This window comes from Streptomyces sp. PKU-EA00015, assembly GCF_013387495.1.
In the GTDB taxonomy this organism is placed as follows: domain Bacteria; phylum Actinomycetota; class Actinomycetes; order Streptomycetales; family Streptomycetaceae; genus Streptomyces.
On sequence record NZ_JABZEE010000029.1, the window covers coordinates 140,549 to 163,504 of the forward strand.

A 22,956-nucleotide genomic window follows, 5' to 3' on the forward strand; every position below is an offset into this window, starting at 1 on the left:
CCCTTACAGCAGGCCCACGGCCGTATCGACCGCGCCCGTCACGTCGCCGTCGACCGGATAGAGCAGCGCGCGGCCGGCCACCAGCCCCTGGACCGTGGGCAGTTGCAGGGCGGCGCGCCACCTCTCGTACGCCCCGTCCCGGTCCTTGCCCGCGTCGCCGCCGAGCAGTACCGCGGGGAGGGTGGAGGTCTCCATCACGGATTGCATGTCGTCGGGGTCCTCGGTCACGGGCACCTTGAGCCAGGTGTACGCGGAGGTGCCGGCCAGCCCGGAGGCGATGGCGATGGACCGGGTCACGGCCTCGGCTCCGAGATCGTTGCGCAGCCGGCCGTCGATCCGGTGACACAGGAACGGCTCCACGAAGACGGGAAGCTGACGCTCGGCCATCTCGTCGACCGCGCGGGCGGCCGCGGCCAGGGTGTCGAGCGAGGCCGGGTCGTCGTAGTCGATGCGCAGCAGCAGCTTTCCCGCGTCGAAGCCGAGCCGGTCCAGATCGCGGGCGCGGTAGCCGGTGAACCGGTCGTCGAGCTCGAACGACGCGCCCGCGAGCCCGCCGCGGTTCATGGAGCCCATGACGACCTTGTCGTCGAGCGCGCCGAGGAGCAGCAGGTCGTCGAGTATGTCGGAGGTGGCGAGGACGCCGTCGACCCCGGGGCGCGAGAGGGCGAGGCAGAGCCGCTCCAGCAGGTCGAGCCGGTTGGCCATGGCGAGCGGGCGGTCACCGACGGCGAACGTGCCGCGGGCGGGGTGGTCGGCCGCGATGATCATCAGCCGTCCGCTGTCGCCGACGAGACGCGTGCGTCTGCGCCGCCGCGTGGCGGCCTCGGCGACGGCCTCGGGGTGCCGGGTCCGGATCCCTACGAGCTCGCCGATGTCGACGCGGCTCACGACATCCCCCGCGTCCGGTCGATGTGGCTGGGGTCCGGGGGGACGGGGCCGCCCGCGAGGACCCGGAGGACCTCCTCCTCGTACGGCATGGCCGTCGAGCAGGCGAGGCGCGCGGCTACCACCGCTCCCGCCGCGTTGGCGAAGCGCATCACGCGGTCCAACTCCCAGCCCGCGAGCAGCCCGTGGCACAGGGCCCCGCCGAACGCGTCCCCCGCCCCCAGCCCATTGACCACGTCCACGGGCACGGGCGGCACCTCGGCGCGTGTGCCGTCCCGGTGCACGGCGAGCACCCCCTTGGGGCCCTGCTTCACGACGGCGAGCTCGACGCCGGCGGCCAGCAGCGCCTCGGCGGCCGCGTCCGGCTCACGCTCGCCGGTCGCGATCGCGCACTCCTCGAGGTTGCCCACGGCTACGGTCGCCAGGGCGAGTGCCTTCGCGTAGTGCGGGCCGGCCGACTGCGGGTCGGCCCAGAACATCGGCCGCCAGTCGAGGTCGAACACGGTCGTCCCCGACTTCGCCCGGTGCGCGAGCGCGGCCAGCGTCGCCGTCCGGCTGGGCTCCGCGCACAGTCCCGTGCCGGTCATCCAGAAGATCCGCGCCGCCCGGATCGGCTCCGGCTCCAGCTCGCTCTCCCGGATCTCCAGGTCGGGCGCCTTGGGCTGCCGGTAGAAGTAGAGGGGGAAGTCGTCCGGCGGGAACATCTCGCAGAAGGTGACCGGCGTCGGGTACTCCTCGACCGGCGTCACCCACCGGTCGTCCACGCCGAACTCGCGCAGCGCCTGGTGGAGATACTCGCCGAAGGGGTCCCGCCCGGTCCGGGTGATCACGGCCGTCCGCCGGCCCAGCCTGGCCGCCGCGACCGCGACGTTCGTCGCCGAGCCGCCGAGGAACTTCCCGAACGTGTCGACCTGCGCCAATGGGACCCCGGTGCGCAGTGGATAGAGGTCCACCCCGATCCGGCCCATCGTGATCACGTCGTACGGCAAAGACATGCGCGTCCCTTCGGTCAGGGGGTGCCCTCAGGTCTAGCCCCCACCCATGAAGCCTGTCAATGTTTTGTCCGGACATTCGGACCAAGTCTTGACACCCTTCTCCGGCGGCCGGAAAGCTGGCCGGCATGACCTCCTCCGTCCCCGCCCTGAACCGCATCCGGGTCGGCTCGGCCCCCGACTCCTGGGGGGTGTGGTTCCCCGATGATCCCCAGCAGGTCCCCTGGCAGCGCTTCCTCGACGAGGTCGCCCGGGCCGGCTACGAATGGATCGAGCTCGGCCCCTACGGCTATCTCCCGAGCGACCCCGCGCGGCTCACCGAGGAGACCGCCCGAAGGGGGCTGAAGGTCTCGGCCGGCACCGTCTTCACCGGACTGCACCACGGCCCCGCCGTCTGGGAGCAGACGTGGGCCCACGTCTCGGACATCGCCGCGCTCACCCGCGCCATGGGCGCGGAGCACCTGGTCGTCATCCCCTCCTTCTGGCGCGACGACAAGACGGGCCGGATTCTGGAGGACCGCACGCTGACCTCCCAGCAGTGGCGCGACCTCACCGCCCAGAGCGAACGCCTCGGCCGCGAGGTGCGCGAACGCCACGGGCTGAAGATCGTCGTCCATCCGCACGCGGACACGCACATCGACACGGAGGAGAACGTCAGCCGCTTCCTCGACGCCACCGACCCCGACCTCGTCTCCCTCTGCCTCGACACCGGCCACTACGCCTACTGCGGCGGTGACAGCGTGAAGCTCATCGAGACGTACGGCGAGCGGATCGGCTACCTCCACCTCAAGCAGGTCGACCCCGCGGTGCTCGCCGAAGTGGTGGCCGGCGAGGTGCCCTTCGGCCCGGCGGTCGGCCGCGGTGTCATGTGCGAACCCCCGGCCGGCGTACCCGCGCTGGAGCCCGTCCTGAACGCGGCCTCGGCTCTCGGCGTCGAACTCTTCGCCATCGTCGAACAGGACATGTACCCCTGCCCGCCGGACAAACCCTTCCCGATCGCCGAACGCACGCGCGGATTCCTGCGGTCCTGCGGCGTCTGAGCGCCTGCTGCGCATCTGTCACGGTTGTCACCGCCTCATCACGCATGTCGCCATGACGCATGCGTTGCGTCACAGGTGGTCGACAGCCCTGCCCCCTCCTCCTCCCACCGTCGTTCACGGGGCAAAGGCTCAGCGTCGCCAGCGTCCGCGCGGCAGCTCCCCCGACGGCATCCCGCCCGCCGCTGCTGCGCGCAGGGAGGTGCCGGACACATGACGGACAGAAAGCTCTGGTCCTACAAGGACATCGCCGTGCACATCAGGGTGCAGACGGACACGGTCCGTTCGTATCGGAAGCACGGCCTTCTTCCGCCCCCCGACCACGTGGAGGCCGGCAAGCCGTACTGGTTCGCCGACACCATCCGCCTCTGGGTGGCCAACAGGCCCGGGAACAGAGGCCGCGCAAAGTGAGGCTCCCGCATGCGGCGCGGAGCCCGGACCCACCGATTCCCCGGCGAGGCGTCACCCACCTGTTGGCCCCATACCCCCTAGGGGTATAAAGTGTTCGGTGTCAGGGGCCTCGGCCTTTCCGTGGGCTCCTGGCGCATCATGCACTTGTACGTTCCGCTCACGAGGAGAACGCGATGACCACCGAGACGAAGATCGAGATCGAGACCGTCCAGGGATCCGGTTCCTGCTGCTCGGCCGACGGCTCCTGCCACGACACCGGGGCGGACGCCCAGGCCGGCGGTGTCACCGCGGTCTACCAGGTCTCCGGCATGACCTGCGGCCACTGCGAAGGCGCGGTCAGCAGCGAGATCTCCGAGATCGCGGGGGTCAGTTCGGTGAAGGCCGTCGCAGCCACCGGCACGGTCACCGTGGTCTCCGACGCGCCGCTCGACGAGGACGCCGTGCGCGCAGCCGTCGACGAGGCCGGCTACGAGCTGGTCGGCCGGGCCTGAACGCCTCCGGAACCGAGCGCGCCCGGACCTGTCGGCGCGTCGCACCGTACGTACCGGGGACCGGGTCCCTCCCGATCGGTCCGATACTGGTCGGGTAAGACCCGGTCCTCGGTACGCATGGAGTCCCGAACGTGGAAACAGCCCAGGTGGAGCTCACCATCGGCGGGATGACCTGCGCCTCCTGCGCGGCCCGCGTCGAGAAGAAGCTGAACCGCATGGACGGCGTGAGCGCCACGGTCAATTACGCGACCGAGAAGGCTCACGTCAGCTATCCGCCGGACATGCCTGTCGCCGACCTCATCGCCACCGTGGTCAAGACCGGCTACACCGCCGCAGAGCCGCCGCCTCCGGCCCCCGAACCGCAGGACGCGACCCCGTCGGCCGGGACCGGCGAAGGGAAGGAAACCGGGACGGACACGGAGCAGCGCGCCCTGTGGCAGCGTCTCGTCGTCTCCGCCGCCCTCTCCGCGCCCGTCGTCCTCATGTCGATGATCGGCGCCCTGCAGTTCGACAACTGGCAGTGGCTTTCGCTCACCCTCGCCGCTCCCGTCGTCGTCTGGGGCGGGCTGCCCTTCCACCGCGCCGCCCGGACGAACCTGCGGCACGGCGCGGCCACCATGGACACGCTGGTGTCCACCGGCACACTGGCCGCTTTCGGCTGGTCCCTGTGGGCGCTGTTCTTCGGGCAGGCGGGCATGCCGGGCATGCGTCACGCCTTCGATCCGACCGTCTCCCGCACGGACGGGAGCTCGGCGATCTATCTCGAAGTGGCCGCCGGGGTGATCACATTCATCCTGCTCGGCCGCTACCTGGAGGCCCGCTCCAAGCGCCGGGCGGGTGCCGCCCTGCGCGCGCTGATGGAGCTGGGCGCGAAGGACGTGGCCGTGCTGCGGAACGGCGCGGAGGTACGCGTTCCGGTCGACCGTCTGGCGGTGGGCGACCGTTTCGTCGTACGCCCCGGGGAGAAGATCGCCACCGACGGCACGGTCGTCGAGGGGGTCTCGGCCGTGGACGTCTCGATGCTCACCGGCGAGTCCCTGCCGGTGGACGTGACCGCGGGCGACCAGGTCACCGGCGCCACCCTCAACACGGCCGGCCGGCTCGTCGTCGAGGCCACCCGGGTCGGCGCCGACACCCGCCTCGCCCGCATGGCGAAGCTCGTCGAGGACGCGCAGAACGGCAAGGCCGAGGTCCAGCGTCTCGCGGACCGGGTGTCGGCGGTCTTCGTGCCCGTCGTACTGCTGATCGCGCTGACGACGCTCGTGGTCTGGCTGCTCGCGACCGACGACGCGACCGCCGCCTTCACCGCCGCCGTCGCGGTACTGATCATCGCGTGCCCCTGCGCCCTCGGCCTCGCCACCCCGACGGCCCTGATGGTGGGCACCGGCCGTGGCGCGCAGCTCGGGATCCTCATCAAGGGACCGGAGGTCCTCGAGTCGACCCGCACGGTCGACACGGTCGTCCTGGACAAGACCGGAACGGTCACCACCGGCCGGATGACCCTTCAGGGCGTGCACCCCGCCGAGAACGCCGACGAGGCGGAACTGCTGCGCTTCGCGGGCGCCTTGGAACACGCCTCCGAGCACCCGATCGCGCGCGCCGTCGCCGAGGGCGCCGAGGGGCGCATCGGCCCGCTGCCCGCCGCCGAGACGTTCGCGAACGTCCCCGGCCTCGGCGTCCGCGGAACGGTCGAGGGCCACGAGGTGCTCGTCGGGCGCGCGGCGCTGCTGCGGGACGCCGGTGTGGAGCTGCCCGAGGCGCTCGTGACGGCCGCTGCCGGCGACCGGGGCCGTACCGCCGTCTACGCCGCCCGGGACGGCAAGGCGCTCGGGGTGCTCACCGTCGCGGACGCGGTGAAGGAGACCAGCGCCGAGGCGATACGGGAGCTGCGGGCCCTCGGGCTCACGCCGGTGCTGCTGACCGGCGACGGGCGGGCCGTGGCGGAGGCGGTGGCCGCCGAGGTGGGCGTGGACGAGGTGTACGCGGAGGTCCTGCCGGAGGAGAAGGTGCGGGTCGTCGAAAGGCTGCGGGCCGAGGGCCGGACCGTCGCGATGGTCGGCGACGGCGTGAACGACGCCGCAGCGCTCGCGACCGCCGATCTCGGCCTGGCGATGGGCACCGGCACGGACGCGGCGATCGAGGCCGGGGACCTGACCCTGGTGCGGGGTGATCTGCGGGTCGCCGCGGACGCGATCCGTCTCGCCCGTCGGACTCTGGCGACGATCAAAGGGAATCTTTACTGGGCCTTCGGCTACAACGTCGCGGCCCTGCCTCTGGCGGCGTTCGGCCTGCTCAACCCCATGATCGCGGGTTTCGCCATGGCCTTTTCGTCCGTGTTTGTCGTCACCAACAGCCTGCGCCTGCGCTCCTTCTCGTGACTACAAACAGGTCACAAGACCTTCACAAGGAGACCTAGATCACAGATATTTGGGGGTAACCATTAAGGCTCCTCGCGAGTCTAAGTGGGCGATGCCGAGAACGTCTTGGGGGACGTTCATGGAATGTCTTGGGGGACGTTCCAGGCAAGCGTTGGCCGGGGCACGTGCCCGGGGAGCTTTGAGCGGCCCTCCCGTGCGTACGTACCCCGGCAGACCGCGCAAGGAGCTTCTGCTGCCCAGCAGACGCCCGGCCGGATCCCGTGGGGGGAATCCGCTCGGGGATATGGGAAGCGCCCCGTCGCCGACCCGTGGGGGGATCGGCAGCGGGGCGCTTTCCGCGCTTGCAGGCCTGGTGGCTCGCTCGTCCGGGTACCCGGCCTTCTGAGGGCAGCGGGGCCCGAGGAACAGACTCTGGACCGGGGCGCAGCCCACCGGACCGGGCCGGGCCCGGTCCGGGAAGGTTCGGCCGCGGCGACCGGTCCTCGCGCGTCTAGCGGGCCTCGACGGGGACGAAGTCGCGCAGGACCTCGCCGGTGTAGATCTGGCGCGGACGACCGATGCGGGAGCCGGGCTCCTTGATCATCTCGTGCCACTGGGCGATCCAGCCCGGCAGACGGCCGAGGGCGAAGAGGACGGTGAACATCTCCGTCGGGAAGCCCATCGCGCGGTAGATCAGACCCGTGTAGAAGTCCACGTTCGGGTAGAGGTTGCGCGAGACGAAGTACTCGTCGGAGAGCGCGTGCTCCTCCAGCTTCAGGGCGATGTCCAGCAGCTCGTCCGACTTGCCGAGGGCCGAGAGGACGTCGTGCGCCGCCGCCTTGATGATCTTCGCCCGGGGGTCGAAGCTCTTGTAGACGCGGTGGCCGAAGCCCATCAGGCGGACGCCGTCCTCCCTGTTCTTCACCTTGCGGATGAAGGAGTCGACGTCGCCGCCGCCTGCCTGGATGCCCTCGAGCATCTCCAGGACGGACTGGTTGGCGCCACCGTGCAGCGGGCCCCACAGGGCGCTGATGCCGGCGGAGATCGAGGCGAACATGTTCGCCTGCGAGGAGCCGACGAGGCGCACCGTCGAGGTGGAACAGTTCTGCTCGTGGTCCGCGTGCAGGATCAGCAGCTTGTCGAGCGCGGAGACCACGACCGGGTCCAGCTCGTACTCCTGGGCGGGGACCGAGAAGGTCATGCGCAGGAAGTTCTCGACGTACCCGAGGTCGTTGCGCGGGTAGACGAAGGGGTGGCCGATCGACTTCTTGTACGCGTAGGCCGCGATCGTCGGGAGCTTGGCCAGCAGCCGGATCGTGGACAGGTGGCGCTGCTTCTCGTCGAACGGGTTGTGGCTGTCCTGGTAGAACGTCGACAGCGCACTGACCACGGAGGAGAGCATGGCCATCGGGTGGGCGTCGCGCGGGAAGCCGTCGAAGAACCGCTTGACGTCCTCGTGCAGCAGGGTGTGCTGCGTGATCTCGCCCCTGAACCCCGCAAGCTGGTCGACCGTGGGAAGCTCACCGTTGATCAGCAGGTACGCCACCTCGAGGAAGGTGGAACGCTCGGCCAGCTGCTCGATCGGGTAGCCGCGGTAGCGCAGAATGCCCTGCTCGCCGTCGAGGTAGGTGATCGCGGATTTGTAGGCGGCGGTATTGCCGTATCCACTGTCCAGGGTCACCAGACCGGTCTGGGCTCGGAGCTTCCCGATGTCGAAGCCCTTGTCACCGACGGTGCTCTCGACCACCGGGTAGGTGTATTCACCGTCCGCGTACCGCAGTACTACAGAGTTGTCGCTCACGTCATCCCTCACCGACGTAGTGCCTCTACTTCGAGGTGCCCTGACTGTCTCTACCATCCCCCATTTGGCTCAGGAGAGTGCACTCGGGGTCGACCATTGGGCCCATCGGCGGCACTCAGTGCCGCCAACCTGCTCATCTTGCCCCCTTCGCCCTGGTTCTGAAAGCCGGGACGGGGCAGGCGTGGTGTTTCCCACCCTCCCCGGCACCTTCCCTCGGGGCAGGTCACCCGAACCGCCGCCGGGCCGCTCAGCCGACCGGCGGCCCGCCCACCAGCCGGTGGTCCAGCGCGGTGAAGCGCCTGCCTGCGGAAACCGTACGCACGGCCTGCCCTATCGCCTTCCGGGAGCCGACCAGCACGACGAGCTTTCTGGCGCGGGTGACGGCCGTGTAGAGCAGGTTCCGCTGGAGCATCATCCAGGCCCCGGTGGTGACCGGGATCACCACGGCCGGGTACTCGCTGCCCTGGGAGCGGTGGATCGTGACCGCGTACGCGTGCGCCAGCTCGTCGAGCTCGTCGAAGTCGTACGGCACCTCCTCGTCCTCGTCCGTCAGGACAGTCAGGCGCTGGTCGTCGGGCTGGAGCGAGGTGACGACCCCGACCGTGCCGTTGAAGACGCCGTTGCGCCCCTTGTCGTAGTTGTTGCGGATCTGGGTCACCTTGTCGCCCACGCGGAACACCCGCCCGCCGAACCGCTTCTCCGGCAGGTCCGGCCGGGCCGGGGTGATGGCCTGCTGCAGCAGTCCGTTGAGCGTGCCCGCGCCGGCCGGCCCGCGGTGCATCGGCGCGAGGACCTGCACGTCCCGCCGCGGGTCGAGCCCGAACTTGGCCGGAATCCGCCGCGCCGCCACGTCCACGGTCAGCCTGCCCGCGTCCTCGGTCTCCTCCGCCACGAAGAGGAAGAAGTCCGTCATCCCCGAGGTGACCGGCTGCATACCGGAGTTGATCCGGTGGGCGTTGGTGACGACGCCCGACTGCTGGGCCTGCCGGAAGATGCGCGTCAGCCGCACGCTCGGCACCGGCCCGCCGTCCGTCAGCAGATCGCGCAGCACCTCGCCCGCGCCGACGCTCGGCAGCTGGTCCACGTCCCCGACGAGCAGCAGGTGCGCGCCCATCGCCACCGCCTTGACCAGCTTGTTGGCGAGCAGCAGATCGAGCATCGACGCCTCGTCGACGACGACCAGGTCCGCGTCGAGCGGCCGGTCCCGGTCGTACGCCGCGTCCCCGCCGGGCCTCAGCTCCAGCAGCCGGTGCACCGTCGACGCCTCGGCCCCGGTCAGCTCGGCGAGCCGCTTGGCCGCCCGGCCGGTGGGCGCCGCCAGCACGACCTTCGCCTTCTTGGCCCGCGCGAGCTCCACGATCGACCGCACCGTGAACGACTTCCCGCAGCCCGGGCCGCCGGTAAGTACGGCCACCCGGCTCGTGAGCGCCAGCCTGACCGCGGCCTCCTGCTCGGGCGCCAGCTCGGCGCCCGTACGCTCCGCGAGCCAGGCCAGCGCCCTGCCCCAGTCGACGTCCCGGAAGGCCGGCATCCGGTCCTCCTCGGCGCGCAGCAGCCTGCGCAGCTGGCCGGCGAGGGACAGCTCGGCCCGGTGGAAGGGCACCAGGTAGACCGCCGTGAGCGGCTCACCGCCGTCGGGACCGGGCACCTGCTCCCGCACGACCCCTTCCTCGTCGGCCGCGAGCTCCGCGAGACAGTCGATGACCAGCCCCGTGTCCACCTGGAGCAGCTTCACCGCGTCCGCGATCAACTGCTCCTCCGGCAGGAAACAGTGCCCCTGATCCGTGGACTGGGACAGCGCGTACTGCAGGCCAGCCTTGACCCTCTCCGGACTGTCGTGCGGGATGCCGACCGCCTGCGCGATCTTGTCCGCGGTCAGGAAGCCGATGCCCCACACGTCGGCGGCGAGGCGGTACGGCTGGTTCTTGACGACGGAGATCGAGGCGTCCTCGTACTTCTTGTAGATGCGCACGGCGATGGACGTCGAGACGCCCACGCCCTGGAGGAAGACCATGACCTCCTTGATGGCCTTCTGCTCCTCCCAGGCGGCCCCGATCAGCTTCGTCCGCTTCGGCCCGAGACCGGGCACCTCGACGAGCCGCTTCGGCTCCTGCTCGATGACGTCGAGGGTGTCGACGCCGAAGTGGTCGACGATCCGCTCGGCGATGCGCGGCCCGATCCCCTTGATCAGCCCGGAGCCGAGGTAGCGCCGTATGCCCTGGACGGTGGCGGGCAGGACGGTCGTGTAGTTCTCCACGGTGAACTGCTTGCCGTACTGCGGATGGGAGCCCCAACGCCCCTCCATGCGCAGCGACTCCCCGACCTGCGCGCCGAGGAGCGACCCGACGACGGTGAGCAGCTCACCGGCACCCCGGCCGGTGTCGACGCGGGCGACCGTGTAGCCGTTCTCCTCGTTGGCGTACGTGATCCGCTCGAGAACGCCTTCGAGGACGGCGAGGCGGGGCATGACCTGGTTGGACATGAGGCGACGGTATCGCCGGGGTCGGACAGCGCGGGAGGCCTGTGGACAACTGTGCGGTTCACGGGGGTCCGTGCCGTCGTTCGTCGCTGCTCGCGGGAACGCGCGCGTGAGTGCCACGGCGCCGCTCGACACTCTGTTCACCGGCCGACAGCCGGCCGGGCACCCGCCGACCACGTGCCGGGCCGTGCGGCTTCCCCGCGTCCCGGCGCTCAGAACACCTCTCCCGCGAACCTCGCCGCCGTCTCCTCCAGCACCTCCACCCCGTCCCGCACCCACAACCCGTCGTTGAACAGCTCCACCTCGATGCGGCCCGTCCAGCCTGTCGCCTCCACGCGCTCGCGCCACTCACGCAGGTCGATCGCGCCGTCGCCCAGTTGGCCACGGCCGTTCAGGACGCCCGCCGGGAGGGGGGTCGTCCAGTCCGCCAGTTGGAAGGAGTGGATGCGGCCCTGTGCGCCTGCGCGGGCGACCTCGTCGGGGGCCCGGTCGTCCCACCAGATGTGGTACGTGTCCACGACCACGCCCACCTGCGTGGCCGGGAAGCGTTCCGCGAGGTCCAGGGCCTGGGTCAGGGTCGAGACCACGCAGCGGTCCGCCGCGTACATCGGGTGGAGCGGCTCGATCGCCAGGCGGACGCCGCGGTCGCCGGCGTAGGGCGCCAGCACCGAGAGCGCGTCCGCGATCCGTTCGCGCGCCGCGACCAGGTCGCGGCTGCCCGGCGGGAGGCCGCCCGAGACCAGGACCAGGGTGTCCGTGCCCAGGGCGGCCGCCTCGTCGATCGCCGCGCGGTTGTCCTCCAGGGCGCGAGTGCGCTCCGCCGGGTCCAGAGCGGTGAGGAAGCCGCCGCGGCACAAAGACGTGACCATAAGGCCCGCGTCGCGTACCAGCTTCGCCGTCGCCTCCAGGCCGTACGCCGCGACCGGCTCACGCCACAGGCCGACGGCCGTCACCCCCAGGCGGGCGCAGGCCTCCACGAGCGACGGCAGCGACAGCTGCTTCACCGTCATCTGGTTGATGCTGAAGCGCGAGAGGGCATTCACCGCGGGACTCCGTAGACCGTCAGCAGGGACCTCATGCGGGACTCCGCCGTCGCGGGGTCGGGGAACAGACCGAGGCCGTCGGCCAGTTCGTACGCCCGTGCAAGGTGCGGCAGCGAGCGCGCGGACTGGAGGCCGCCCACCATCGAGAAGTGCGTCTGGTGGCCGGCCAGCCAGGCGAGGAACACAACACCCGTCTTGTAGAAGCGCGTCGGCGCCTGGAAGAGGTGGCGGGACAGCTCGACCGTGGGGTCGAGGAGATTGCGGAAGCCCGCGGCGTCGCCCGTGTCCAGCGCCCGCACCGCTTCCGCCGCCAGCGGGCCCAGCGGGTCGAAGATGCCGAGCAGCGCGTGACTGAAGCCCTGTTCGTCGCCCGCGATCAGTTCCGGGTAGTCGAAGTCGTCCCCCGTGTAGCAGCGCACGCCCTGCGGAAGGCGGCGGCGCAGGTCGACCTCGCGCCGGGCGTCCAGCAGGGAGACCTTGATGCCCTCGACCTTGTCCGGGTGGGCGGCGATCACGTCGAGGAAGACCGACGTGGCCGCGTCCAGGTCCGAAGACCCCCAGTAGCCCTCCAGGGCCGGGTCGAACATGGGGCCCAGCCAGTGCAGGATCACCGGCTCCGACGCCTGGCGCAGCAGGTGCGTGCAGACGGTGGTGTAGTCGTCGGCCGACCGGGCCGCGGCGGCCAGCGCGCGGGAGGCCATCAGGATCGCCTGTGCGCCGGTGGACTCGACGAGGGCGAGCTGTTCCTCGTACGCCGCGCGGACCTCGTCGAGCGTCGCGGGCCCGGTCAGCTGGTCCGTGCCCACCCCGCATGCGATCGTGCCGCCGACCGCCTTGGCCTCGGCCGCCGAGCGGCGGATCAGCTCGGCCGCGCCCGACCAGTCCAAACCCATCCCGCGCTGCGCGGTGTCCATCGCCTCCGCTACGCCCAGACCGTGCGACCACAGGTGGCGGCGGAAGGCGAGGGTGGCGTCCCAGTCGACGGCGGCGGGAGAGTCGGGGGTGGTGTCGGCGTACGGGTCGGCCACGACGTGGGCGGCGGAGAAGACCGTACGGGAGGTGAGAGGCGCGCCCGTGGTGAAGGTCAGCGGCTCCGTGCGGGGTTCGTACGCGCGGAGCGTGCCGTCGGGGTGCGGGAGCCGGATCGTCACAGCGCGAGCTCCGGAACGTCGATGCGGCGGCCCTCCGCGGACGAGCGCAGTCCGAGCTCGGCGAGCTGCACGCCGCGCGCGCCGGCCAGCAGGTCCCAGTGGTACGGCTCGTCCAGCGCGACATGGCGCAGGAACAGCTCCCACTGGGCCTTGAAGCCGTTGTCGAACTCGGCGTTGTCCGGGATCTCCTGCCACTGGTCGCGGAAGGACTCGGTGACGGGCAGGTCCGGGTTCCACACCGGCTTCGGCGTGGTGGAACGGTGCTGGACGCGGCAGTTGCGCAGGCCCGCGACCGCCGATCCGTGGGTGCCGTCGACCTGGAACTCGACCAGCTCGTCCCGGTTGACGCGGACCGCCCAGGAGGAGTTGATCTGGGCGATCGCGCCGCCCTCCAGCCCGAAGATGCCGTACGCGGCGTCGTCGGCGGTCGCCTCGTACGGCTTGCCGTCCTCGTCCCAGCGCCGCGGAATGTGCGTGGCGACCTGCGCGGTGACGGAGGTGACCCGGCCGAACAGCTCGTGCAGGACGTACTCCCAGTGCGGGAACATGTCGACGACGATGCCCCCGCCGTCCTCGGCGCGGTAGTTCCAGCTCGGGCGCTGCGCCTCCTGCCAGTCACCCTCGAAGACCCAGTAGCCGAACTCGCCGCGCACGGACAGGATCTCGCCGAAGAAGCCGCCGTCGATCAGGCGCTTCAGCTTCAGCAGGCCCGGCAGGAAGATCTTGTCCTGGACCACGCCGTGCTTGATGCCCGCGGCGGCGGCGAGACGCGCCAGTTCGAGGGCGCCCGCCAGGTCGGTGGCGGTGGGCTTCTCCGTGTAGAGGTGCTTGCCGGCGGCGACGGCCTTCTTGAGCGCCTCCACCCGGGCGGAGGTGACCTGGGCGTCGAAGTAGACGTCGATCGTGTCGTCGGCGAGTACGGCGTCGAGGTCGGTGGAGATCTCCGTCAGTCCGTGCCGGTCGGCGATGGCGCGCAGCGCGTGCTCGCGGCGGCCGACGAGGACGGGCTCGGGCCACAGGACGTCGCCGTCCCCGAGGTCGAGACCGCCCTGTTCGCGGATCGCGAGGAGGGACCGGACCAGGTGCTGGCGGTAGCCCATCCGTCCGGTGACGCCGTTCATGGCGATCCGCACTGTCCTGCGTGTCACGAAGGTACCTCCATGTTCCGCTCGGTTTTCCCGAGATCCCCGATTTGAGCGTAGCAAGCGCTTTCTACGCGGTATGAAGCTAGCCTGCCGACAGCGGCCCGGACAAGGGGGGCCGGTTCATCCCTGCGGAGGAAGCGATGACAGTCACCCTGGCGGATGTGGCGGCGCGCGCCCGGGTGTCCCCGGCGACCGTCTCCCGCGTGTTGAACGGCAACTACCCGGTCGCGGCGTCGACCCGGGAGCGGGTCCTGCGCGCCGTCGACGAACTGGACTACGTGCTGAACGGCCCGGCGAGCTCGCTCGCCGCCGCGACGTCCGACCTGGTCGGCATCCTCGTCAACGACATCGCCGACCCCTTCTTCGGGATCATGGCCGGGGCGGCCCAGACCGAGATCGGCGGACAGGAGGGCTCGGGCCGGGCCGGCGGCGAGAAGCTGGCCGTGGTGTGCAACACCGGCGGCTCCCCGGAGCGGGAACTGACCTACCTGACCCTTCTCCAGCGCCAGCGGGCCGCGGCGGTGATCCTGACCGGCGGGGCGATCGAGGACCCGGAGCACATCGCGGCGATGAGCGCCAAGCTGACGAAGCTGGCGGACGCCGGGACGCGCGTGGTGCTCTGCGGGCGGCCCCCGTTGCCCGGGAGCGACGCGGTCCTCGCGGCCCTCGCCTTCGACAACCGAGGCGGCGGGCGGCGCCTCACCGAGCACCTGATCTCGCTCGGGCACCGGCGGATCGGATACGTCGCCGGGCCCGTGGAGCGCACGACGACCCGGCACCGGCTGGAGGGGCACCGTGCGGCGATGGCCGCGGCGGGGCCGGCCGGCGGGGAGGCCGAACAGGACCGGCTGACGGTGCACGGACCGTACGACCGGCGCTCGGGATACGAGGCGACGCTCGAACTGCTACGGCGGGAGCCCGCGTTGACGGCCGTGGTGGCCGCGAACGACACGGTGGCGCTGGGCGCCTGCGCGGCGCTGCGCGACCAGGGGCTGCGCATCCCGGACGACATCTCGGTGGCGGGCTTCGACGACCTGCCGTTCTCGATCGACGCGGTGCCGGCGCTGACGACGGTGCGGCTGCCGCTGTTCGAGGCTGGGGCGCGCGCGGGGCGGCTGGCGATGGGGAACGAGGCGCCGCCGCCGGGAGGCATCGCGACGATCGCGGCGGAGCTGATGGTGCGCGCGTCGACGGCCCGCCCGGGCGGGGGCCTGGGGCGGACGACGGGCGAGGGCTGACGGCGGGCGAGTCGGGCCCACCCCGGCCGGGGACTCAGGCGGGGCGGCGGGTGAGGGCCGCGGCCCGGGGTGAGGCGCGGACGGAGGTTCCGGGGCGGGATCGGGGCCCAGGGGATGCCTGCACGTCCGGAACAGCGCCACAGGGGGGCGCGCACATGCGGCGAGCGCAAGCCGCCCCCGTGACTCGCGCGCCCCGTCCGCACCCCCCGCAGGCTCTTGCAGCCGGCCACGGCACGGACATAGCTTTGACTCAGTCAAAGGTATGCCTCCGGAGGCCGCCATGTCCGTCCACGAAATCCGCGCCTTCAACCGCTTCTACACGAACCTCATCGGCGCCCTCGACTACGGCAAGCACCTCTACACGCCGTACACCCTCACCGAGTCCCGCGTGCTCTACGAGCTCGCCCACAGCCCTCGCACCGACGCCGCCGACCTGCGGGCGGAGCTGTCGCTCGACGCGGGATATCTGAGCCGGCTGCTCGGCAAGTTCGAGCGCGACGAGCTCGTCGAGCGGGCGCCGTCCGAGGCCGATCCGCGGCGGCAGCGGATCACGCTCACCCCGCGCGGACGGGAGGCCGCGGCCCTGCTGGACGAGCGGTCGCGCCGGGCCGTCGGGACGCTGCTGGACGGGGTGCCGGAGCCGGAGCGCAAGCGGCTGGCCGAGGCGATGCGCACGGTCCGCGAGGTGCTGTCCGACACCCGGCCCGACGGCGTCCCAGAGCCCGTGCTGCGCGATCCCGGCCCCGGCGATCTCGGCTGGATCGTGCAGCGTCACGGCGCGCTGTACGCGGCGGAGTACGGGTGGAACACCGAGTTCGAGGGCCTCGTCGCGAAGATCGTCGCCGACTTCGCGCAGGGCCGTGACCCGAGCCGGGAGCGGGTGTGGATAGCGGAGCTGGACGGCCGTCCGGTGGGTTCCGTGATGTGTGTACGGGACGACGCCCCGTACACCGCGCGGCTGCGCCTGCTGCTCGTCGAGCCGGAGGCCCGCGAGCACGGCCTGGGCGACCGGCTCGTGCGCACAGCCGTGGATTTCGCGCGGGGGGCCGGTTATCGGGACATGGTGTTGTGGACGAACGACGTGCTGCACAGCGCCCGCCGGATATACCAGCGGGCGGGCTTCACGCTCGTCGCGGAGAAACCGCATCGCTCGTACGGGGCGGAGCTGGTCGGCCAGGACTGGCGGCTGCCCCTGCGCGAACCGCCCCTGCAGGAAGGACAGACCCCATGAAGTTCGCTTTCTCGACCCTCGGCGTTCCCGGTATGCCCGTCGCGGACGTGGCCGCGCTCGCCGCCGCGACCGGATACCAGGGCGTGGAGCTGCGCACGCACCCCGAGGAGCCGGTGCACCTGGGCCTCACCACGCCCGAACGGCAGGCGGTGGTGAAGGAGTTCGGGCAAGCGGGTGTCGAGATCCTGACCGTCGCCGGGTATGCGCGGGTCGCGGCGGCCGGTGACGACGGTCCCGTCCTGCAGGAGCTGGACCAGTTGGTCCGCCTGGCCGGCGACCTGGGGGCCCCGTTCGTCCGGGTGTTCCCGGGCGGCGGCGACCAGGACCCGTCGGAGGCCGACGCGATCGCGGCGCGTCGGCTGGGAGCGGCCGCGGAGACCGCGGCGAGCGCGGGGGTGCGGATCCTGCTGGAGACGCACGACTCGCACCGCACGGGCGCCGATGTCTCGCGCGTCCTCGGCACTGTCGGCCACAAGCACGCGGGCGCGCTGTGGGACGTGATGCACCCGTGGCTCGGCGGCGAGGATCCCCGGACGACGCACGCCGGCCTGAGCCCGTTCCTCGGCTACCTCCAGGTCAAGGACGTGGCCTCGCGCGGCGACCTCACCCCGCTCCCGCTCGGCGCCGGTCTGCTTCCGCTCGCCGAGTGCCTGTCCTTGGCCGACCCGGACGGCTGGGTGTGCTGGGAGTACGAGAAGCGCTGGTACGAGGGGGCGGCCGAGCTGCCGGGGCTGCTCGCGGCGGGCCGGGAGCATCTGCAGGGACTCATCCGAGGGGGCGCGAGGACGGTTCGGCCGGGGCCGAAGGGATGAGCGCCCAGCATGTGGGGGACGGCGTCTCACCGAGGAACGAGGTCCCATGTACGAGCAGGAAGTAGCCGACCGATTCCGGCGGATCAACGGCGACCATCCGATGACACCCGCGGACGACGCGTATGTCACCGCGCAGTTCGCCGTGCTGGACGAGCTGTGCGCGACCGAGGGCCGCGATCTGGGAACCGTACGCCTGACGATGCTGGCGGGGCTGCTGCCGCTGCCCGGCTACCTGCGCTCCGACGGCGCGCAGATGGTCCCCCGGGACCTGTTCGCTCTGACGGAGCGGGCCGGCGGACCGGAGCGGCTGGAGGCGTGGTTCACAGCGCACTGGGCGGACAGGGCGACGGGACGGCGGGAGTGGGAGGCGTACCTGAGCGGGCAGTACGTGTGCCTGCACGAGGTGAGCCCGGCCACGATCCGGCGCAAGGAACGTCTGACGGCGGCCATCACGGCGGCCCCGTCCGCGCCGGACGCGGGCTCGGCCGGGTGGACGGCCCGGCTGCACGCGCTCATCGACGAACTGGACACGCTGGAGCCGGCGTTCACGGGCTACGACCGCCTCCGCTTCGGCGGCCCCACCTCGCGTGACGTGTGCATCGACGCGATGCGGGCGCGTTACCCGCGTGCCGGGTCGGCTATCGCCACGGGAGCGTGAGCCAGGGGCTCTCCGGGTCGGAGGTGAGCACCTTGCAGCCCTCCGCGACCTCCCTGTACCAGGGGCCGAACTCCTCCTCGTCGAAGTGGAGGCATCTGCCCAGCACGAACCCGGCGCCGAAGTCCTCCCAGGAGCGGTACGCGACCTGGGCGGCCTGGCCGGCGCGCAGGACGGCGGCTTCCGCCTCCGCCACGTCGCCGAAGCGGGCGGCCACTCCCCACCGGGCCATGCTGACCGCCCGGCCGTAGTCCCAGGCCAGGACGGAACGGACATGACGGCCCTCCGGCAGCAGGCCGTCCGCGCGGAAGCGGGCTTCGTAGCGGGTGATGCGGCCGATCAGCTGCTGCACACCGTTGAGGGCCGACTGGGGCACCGTCTCGGGTTCCGCGTTGCGGCGCATGACGTGGGCCGCGGCCTCCCGCCACAGGGCGGTGTCGACCGTCCCGCCGTACTGCCGCGCGAGGGACCGGCGGACGGACAGGGCGAACTCCCAGACCCGGCTGACGTACTCCGCGTTCAGGAGGGAGTGCAGGGTCTCCCGCCACTCTTCGGGGCTCTTCACCCCCCACCACTTCTCGAGCGAGTTCCGCTCGTCGACGAAGCCGGAGCCGTGGAAGGCCAAGGCATTCCACAGTTCGCCGTTCTTCACCGCGAAGAGGGCTCCGCAGCCCAGTCCGTGCGCAACCGCCCCCTGGAGCGGTCCGCCGACCCGCAGGGTCCGGAGCGTGCCGCATTCGGCGGGTGAAATGCGCTCCGCGTGCTGCCGCCACAGGTGGAGCGTCTGCGGGTTCGCGGGGAAGTACGCCTCGCCCGGTGTACCGGGGTTGATGGCGAGCCAGCGGTTGTCGTTGCCCCAGGTGCGCACCACGTACGAGAAGCTCCGGGGCTCGAACACGGGGTCGGGCTGCGGTACCGGCAGGACGCCCTCGGTGTAGTAGGCGAAGCACCAGGTGCCGGTCACCGGGCTGCGGAACGGAGCGTGCGGCGTCCTGCCCGCCTCGGCCTCGGCACGGGACACGGGCCAGTAGAGATACGTCCCGGCGAGCACGTCGAAGAACGCGGCCCAGTCGCCCCGCATCTTCGCCTCGTACAGCCTGCGTTCGACGTCCGTGGGCGCGAGCCAGCCGTCCGGTCCGGTTCCTCCCGGCTGGACGAAGCCCTGATGGCGGGGCGGCGGCATGGACACGATGAACTCCCCCGGTTGGTCAGCCGGAGGACACCTTAGAACCTCAGCTCCGCCCGGCCGCGACCGGATCCGGCTCCGCCTCCCCCTGCCGACTCGACTGCACGGCCCTGCGGCCGCCGGACAGCGACGTCAGGGCCACACCGCCCACCAGCAGCGCCGCCGCGCACCAGCGCAACGGGCTGACCGACTCGTCGAGGATCAGCGCCGCCGACGACATGCCGAACACCGGGACCAGCAAGGAGAACGGAGCGACCGAGGAGGCCGGGTGATGGCGCATCAGGTAACCCCAGGCGCCGAAGCCGAAGATCGTGGTGATCCAGGCGACGTAGATCACGACGCCGGCGCCGGTCCAGTCCAGGGAGCGGAGGGCCGCCATGTCGCGTTCCACGCCCTCCATGAGCAGGGAGAGCCCGAGCAGCGGGAGGATCGGGACGATGCTCACCCACACCATGAAGTTGAGGGCATCGGGCGGGGACGCCTTGCGGGTCATGACGTTGGAGACGCCCCAGCAGGCGGCGGCGGCGATGCAGAGCAGGAAGCCCAGCAGCGGGCCCGACGCGCCCTCGTCGACCGCCGCGACCGCGATGCCGCCGAGAGCGACGGCCATGCCGACGGTCCGTACGGGGCCCGGCCGTTCGCCGAGGGCCAGAGAGGCGAACAGGGCCGTGAAGACCGCCTGCACCTGCAGGATCAGCGACGACAGACCGGCCGGCGCTCCCTGATCCATGCCCGTGAAGAGCAGGCCGAACTTGGCCACGCCCAGCACCAGTCCCACGCCGATGATCCACTTCCAGGCGACCTTGGGCCGGCCGACGAAGAAGACCGCGGGCAGGGCCGCCGCGAGGAAGCGCAGCGCGGAGAAGAGGAGCGGCGGGAAGTGGTCGAGGCCGATCTCGATGACGACGAAGTTGACGCCCCAGACGGCGGCGACCAGGGCGGCGAGGGCGATGTGGGCGGGAGGCATGACCCGAGCGGGAGGCATGGCATCGAGCATCGCTGCCGGGGACCGTGCAGGACCAGCGCGGATTTCTTCATGGTTGGATGAAGCACTGCTTACGAGAGGAGGCGCTGTGCTCGATCTCGGCCGACTGCGCGCCCTGCACGCCGTCTCCGTCCACGGCTCGGTCGGCGCTGCCGCGGCAGCGCTCGGCTACACGCCGTCGGCGGTCTCCCAGCAGATCGCCAAACTGGAGCGGGAGACCCGTACGACGCTGCTGGAGCGGCAGGGCCGCGGCGTGCGACTGACCGACGAGGCACAGCAACTGGCCGCTACGGCACAGCAGTTGCTGTCCCTCGTCGAGGAGGCCGAGGTACGCCTCGAGGAGCAGCGCGGCATGCCGTCCGGGCGGCTCGCCGTCGCCTGTTTCGCCAGCGCGGCGCGGGGCCTGATGCCCCTCGCGCTCGCCGATCTCGCCCGCCGTCACCCCGCCCTGGACGCGCGGCTGCAGGAGCTCGATCCGCACCTGTCGGTCGACCTCGTCTCCCGCGGCGCCATCGACCTGGCCGTGGCGCACGACTGGGACATCGCCCCGATGCCGGCCCCGCCCGGCGTGGAGCAGGCCCTGATCGGTGACGACCTGTGCGACGTGCTCGTCCCGGCGGGCCATCCGCTGGCCGCCGAGGAGTCCGTACGCCGTGCGGATCTCGCGGACGAACGGTGGATCATCCAGCCGCCCGGCACGGTCTGCCACGACTGGCTGATGCGCACCCTGCGGGCAGCGGGCCATGAGCCGTTGATCGCCCATCAGGCAGAGGAGAACCACACCCAGGTCGCCCTGGTGGCCGCCGGGCTCGGCATCGCACTGGTGCCACGGCTCGGCCGCGGGCCGCTTACGCCCCAGGTGGCGGCCGTACGGCTGGAACCGGTGCCGAGACGCCGGCTGTGCGCGCTGTGGCGTGCGGGGGCGGCGAGGCGGCCCGCGATCACGGAGACGGTCCGCACGTTGCAGCGGTTGTGGCCGCAGGTCGCCGCCCAGGGGTGATCAGCCGGCCGGGCGGCGGGAGCCGCGCGATCCGCCGCCGGCGGTGCAGCCGCGGCCCAAGGCGCCATTCGTGCCGGTTCTGCGCGGGGCCTTGACCTGGCAGTTACTTTCCGGATATCCGTGGCACCTTGGCAGTTTCCTTCAACCTCCCTTGTGCAACTCCCTTGTCGAGCAAGGCCGGAAGGAGCACCAGTGCACGACCGGAACCTCTCCAGACGCACCCTTCTCACCGCGACCGCGGTCGCCGCCGGGACGGTGGCGGTGGCGTCGCCCGCCGTCGCGTCGCCCGCCGCCCCCGGCACCCGAGACCGCCTCAAGCGCCTCATCTCCCGGATGAGCCTGGAGGAGAAGGTCGGCCAGCTCTTCGTGATGCGCGTCTACGGGCACTCCGCCACCGCGCCCGACCAGGCCGACATCGACGCGAACCTCAAGGAGATCGGTGTCCGCACGGCCGCCGAGCTCGTCGCCCGTTACCACGTCGGCGGCATCATCTACTTCGCCTGGGCGCACAACACCCGTGACCCGCACCAGATCGCGGACCTGTCGAACGGGATCCAGCGGGCCGGGCTCGCCCAGCCCACGCCCGTGCCGCTGCTGATCTCCACCGACCAGGAGCACGGGATCGTCGCCCGCGTCGGCAAGCCGGCCACGCTGATGCCGGGCGCGATGGCGCTGGGGGCCGGCGGCTCGCGGTCGGCGGCCCGTACCGCCGCGCACATCGCCGGGACCGAGCTCGCCGCCATGGGCATCGTGCAGAACTACGCGCCCGACGCCGACGTGAACGTGAACCCGGCCAACCCGGTCATCGGCGTACGGTCGTTCGGCGCCGATCCGGCCGCCGTCGCCCGGATGGCCGCCGCACAGGTGACGGGCTATCAGGCAGCGGGCATCGCCGCGACGGCCAAGCACTTCCCGGGCCACGGGGACACCACCGTGGACAGCCACACCGGCATCCCGGTCATCACCCACACCCGTGAGGAGTGGGAGAGGATCGACGCACCGCCCTTCCGGGCGGCGATCGACGCCGGTATCGACTCGATCATGACGGCGCACATCCAGTTCCCCGCGCTGGACCCGAGCAACGATCCGGCCACGCTCTCCCGCCCGATCCTCACCGGCATCCTGCGCGAGGAGCTCGGCTACGACGGCGTCGTCGTGACGGACGCGCTCAACATGCAGGGCGTGCGGGACAAGTACGGCGACCACCGGGTGCCGGTGCTCGCACTGCTCGCGGGCGTGGACCAGCTCCTCAACCCGCCGGACCTGGCGGTCGCCTGGCACGGCGTGATGGGCGCGGTCAGGAGCGGCGAGCTCGGCGTCGCCCGCATCGAGGAATCGATCCTGCGGATCCTGCTGCTCAAGGAGAAGCTCGGGCTGTTCCGCGACCCGTTCGTCACCCACCGGGGTGTGGACCTCGCCGTCGGCACGGCCCCGCACCTGGCGGCCGCCGACCGGATCGCCGAGGGCACCACCACCCTGCTGACCAACCCGGACGGGCTGCTGCCGCTCAGCCGCCGCAGCGGGCCGAACCTGCTGGTCGTCGGCGCCGACCCGGCGTCCCCCAGCGGCACGACGGGCCCGCCGACGACCGTGCTGGCCAACGCCTTCACCGAGCTGGGCTTCCGGGCGAGCGCTCTGTCCACGGGCACCGCACCCAGCAGCGCCAGGATCGCCGAGGCGGTGGCCGCCGCACAGGGCAAGGACGTCGTCGTCGTGGGCACCTACAACGTCTCGGCGACCAGTTCGCAGCGCACGCTGGTGGACCGGCTGGTCGCCACGGGGGTGCCGGTCGTCGCGCTCGCGATCCGCAATCCGTACGACATCGCCCGGCTCAGCGGGGTGAAGGCGGCGCTCACGAGCTACTCGTGGACCGACGTCGAACTCCGCGCCGCCGCCCGGGTCGTCGCGGGCGCGGCCGTACCGCAGGGCCGGCTGCCGGTCCCGGTACAGCGCGCCGACGACCCGTCGCGGGTGCTGTTCCCGATCGGCCACGGGCTGTCGTACAGCTGACGCGCGAAGGGGCTGTGTCCGCCGTACCGCGGACACAGCCCCTCCCG

Annotated in this window: 19 protein-coding genes; 10 read left to right on the forward strand and 9 right to left on the reverse strand. The window is 71.7% G+C overall.

The genetic code is table 11. From position 1 onward, the window contains the following. Positions 1-3: 3 nt before the first annotated feature. Positions 4-888 carry a deoxyribose-phosphate aldolase gene (locus tag HW130_RS19475; protein ID WP_177150905.1) on the reverse strand — a complete coding sequence of 295 codons (885 nt, stop codon included), beginning with the start codon at positions 886-888 and terminating at the stop codon, positions 4-6. Further along, positions 885-1,880, reverse strand: coding sequence for a 5-dehydro-2-deoxygluconokinase (gene iolC / locus HW130_RS19480; protein WP_177150906.1), 996 nt, complete (start codon positions 1,878-1,880; stop codon positions 885-887). The genes HW130_RS19475 and iolC overlap by 4 nt, the downstream gene beginning before the upstream one ends. Positions 1,881-2,005: 125 nt before the next feature. Here iolC and HW130_RS19485 point away from each other — a divergent pair, with 125 nt between their 5' ends. The 4 genes from HW130_RS19485 to HW130_RS19500 all read left to right on the forward strand — a co-directional run bounded on the left by HW130_RS19485 (position 2,006) and on the right by HW130_RS19500 (position 6,194). Further along, positions 2,006-2,917 carry a sugar phosphate isomerase/epimerase gene (locus tag HW130_RS19485; protein WP_177150907.1) on the forward strand — a complete coding sequence of 304 codons (912 nt, stop codon included), beginning with the start codon at positions 2,006-2,008 and terminating at the stop codon, positions 2,915-2,917. Positions 2,918-3,127: 210 nt separating this feature from the next. Beyond that, the gene (locus tag HW130_RS19490) at positions 3,128-3,325 is read left to right on the forward strand and encodes an AlpA family transcriptional regulator (protein ID WP_177150908.1); all 198 of its coding nucleotides are present in this window, start codon (positions 3,128-3,130) and stop codon (positions 3,323-3,325) included. Positions 3,326-3,498: 173 nt separating this feature from the next. Further along, on the forward strand, positions 3,499-3,816 hold the full coding sequence (locus tag HW130_RS19495) for a heavy-metal-associated domain-containing protein (RefSeq protein ID WP_177150909.1): 318 nt from the start codon (positions 3,499-3,501) through the stop codon (positions 3,814-3,816). 167 nt (positions 3,817-3,983) lie between these two features. After that, entirely contained in the window at positions 3,984-6,194 is a 2,211-nt protein-coding gene (locus HW130_RS19500) for a heavy metal translocating P-type ATPase (RefSeq protein WP_177150960.1), read from the forward strand. Positions 6,195-6,684: 490 nt separating this feature from the next. On the opposite strand, the gene HW130_RS19505 is transcribed toward HW130_RS19500, so the two are convergent. The 5 genes from HW130_RS19505 to HW130_RS19525 form a co-directional block, all read right to left on the reverse strand. Then, the gene (locus HW130_RS19505; protein WP_177150910.1) at positions 6,685-7,974 is read right to left on the reverse strand and encodes a citrate synthase; all 1,290 of its coding nucleotides are present in this window, start codon (positions 7,972-7,974) and stop codon (positions 6,685-6,687) included. 247 nt (positions 7,975-8,221) lie between these two features. Then, positions 8,222-10,441 carry an ATP-dependent RecD-like DNA helicase gene (locus tag HW130_RS19510; RefSeq protein WP_177150961.1) on the reverse strand — a complete coding sequence of 740 codons (2,220 nt, stop codon included), beginning with the start codon at positions 10,439-10,441 and terminating at the stop codon, positions 8,222-8,224. Between the two features lie 224 nt (positions 10,442-10,665). After that, complete coding sequence (locus tag HW130_RS19515; protein WP_309140485.1) at positions 10,666-11,496, reverse strand: sugar phosphate isomerase/epimerase family protein; 831 nt, start codon at positions 11,494-11,496, stop codon at positions 10,666-10,668. Next, entirely contained in the window at positions 11,493-12,647 is a 1,155-nt protein-coding gene (locus HW130_RS19520; RefSeq protein ID WP_177150911.1) for a dihydrodipicolinate synthase family protein, read from the reverse strand. Before HW130_RS19520 ends, HW130_RS19515 begins: the two co-directional genes overlap by 4 nt. After that, complete coding sequence (locus HW130_RS19525) at positions 12,644-13,795, reverse strand: Gfo/Idh/MocA family protein (protein WP_177150912.1); 1,152 nt, start codon at positions 13,793-13,795, stop codon at positions 12,644-12,646. The genes HW130_RS19520 and HW130_RS19525 overlap by 4 nt, the downstream gene beginning before the upstream one ends. A 137-nt stretch (positions 13,796-13,932) precedes the next feature. Between HW130_RS19525 and HW130_RS19530 the strand changes: the two genes are divergently transcribed. From HW130_RS19530 to HW130_RS19545, 4 genes are all read left to right on the forward strand, one after another. Further along, positions 13,933-15,030: a LacI family DNA-binding transcriptional regulator gene (locus tag HW130_RS19530; protein ID WP_177150913.1), complete on the forward strand. Its 1,098-nt coding sequence runs from the start codon at positions 13,933-13,935 to the stop codon at positions 15,028-15,030. A 280-nt stretch (positions 15,031-15,310) separates the two neighbouring features. After that, entirely contained in the window at positions 15,311-16,261 is a 951-nt protein-coding gene (locus tag HW130_RS19535) for a bifunctional helix-turn-helix transcriptional regulator/GNAT family N-acetyltransferase (RefSeq protein WP_177150914.1), read from the forward strand. Further along, positions 16,258-17,073 (forward strand): sugar phosphate isomerase/epimerase, encoded by an 816-nt coding sequence (locus HW130_RS19540; protein WP_177150915.1) that lies wholly within the window; start codon positions 16,258-16,260, stop codon positions 17,071-17,073. Before HW130_RS19535 ends, HW130_RS19540 begins: the two co-directional genes overlap by 4 nt. Positions 17,074-17,119: 46 nt before the next feature. Further along, positions 17,120-17,731, forward strand: a complete 612-nt coding sequence (locus HW130_RS19545) for a DUF6058 family natural product biosynthesis protein (protein WP_177150916.1) — start codon at positions 17,120-17,122, stop codon at positions 17,729-17,731. On the opposite strand, the gene HW130_RS19550 is transcribed toward HW130_RS19545, so the two are convergent. Beyond that, on the reverse strand, positions 17,712-18,911 hold the full coding sequence (locus HW130_RS19550) for a DUF1266 domain-containing protein (RefSeq protein ID WP_177150963.1): 1,200 nt from the start codon (positions 18,909-18,911) through the stop codon (positions 17,712-17,714). The genes HW130_RS19545 and HW130_RS19550 overlap by 20 nt on opposite strands. A gap of 49 nt (positions 18,912-18,960) precedes the next feature. Next, positions 18,961-19,881 carry an EamA family transporter gene (locus HW130_RS19555; RefSeq protein WP_177150964.1) on the reverse strand — a complete coding sequence of 307 codons (921 nt, stop codon included), beginning with the start codon at positions 19,879-19,881 and terminating at the stop codon, positions 18,961-18,963. Positions 19,882-19,987: 106 nt separating this feature from the next. Between HW130_RS19555 and HW130_RS19560 the strand changes: the two genes are divergently transcribed. Next, the gene (locus HW130_RS19560) at positions 19,988-20,899 is read left to right on the forward strand and encodes a LysR family transcriptional regulator (protein WP_177150917.1); all 912 of its coding nucleotides are present in this window, start codon (positions 19,988-19,990) and stop codon (positions 20,897-20,899) included. Positions 20,900-21,091: 192 nt separating this feature from the next. Beyond that, positions 21,092-22,909, forward strand: a complete 1,818-nt coding sequence (locus HW130_RS19565; RefSeq protein ID WP_177150918.1) for a glycoside hydrolase family 3 protein — start codon at positions 21,092-21,094, stop codon at positions 22,907-22,909. Positions 22,910-22,956: the final 47 nt, after the last annotated feature.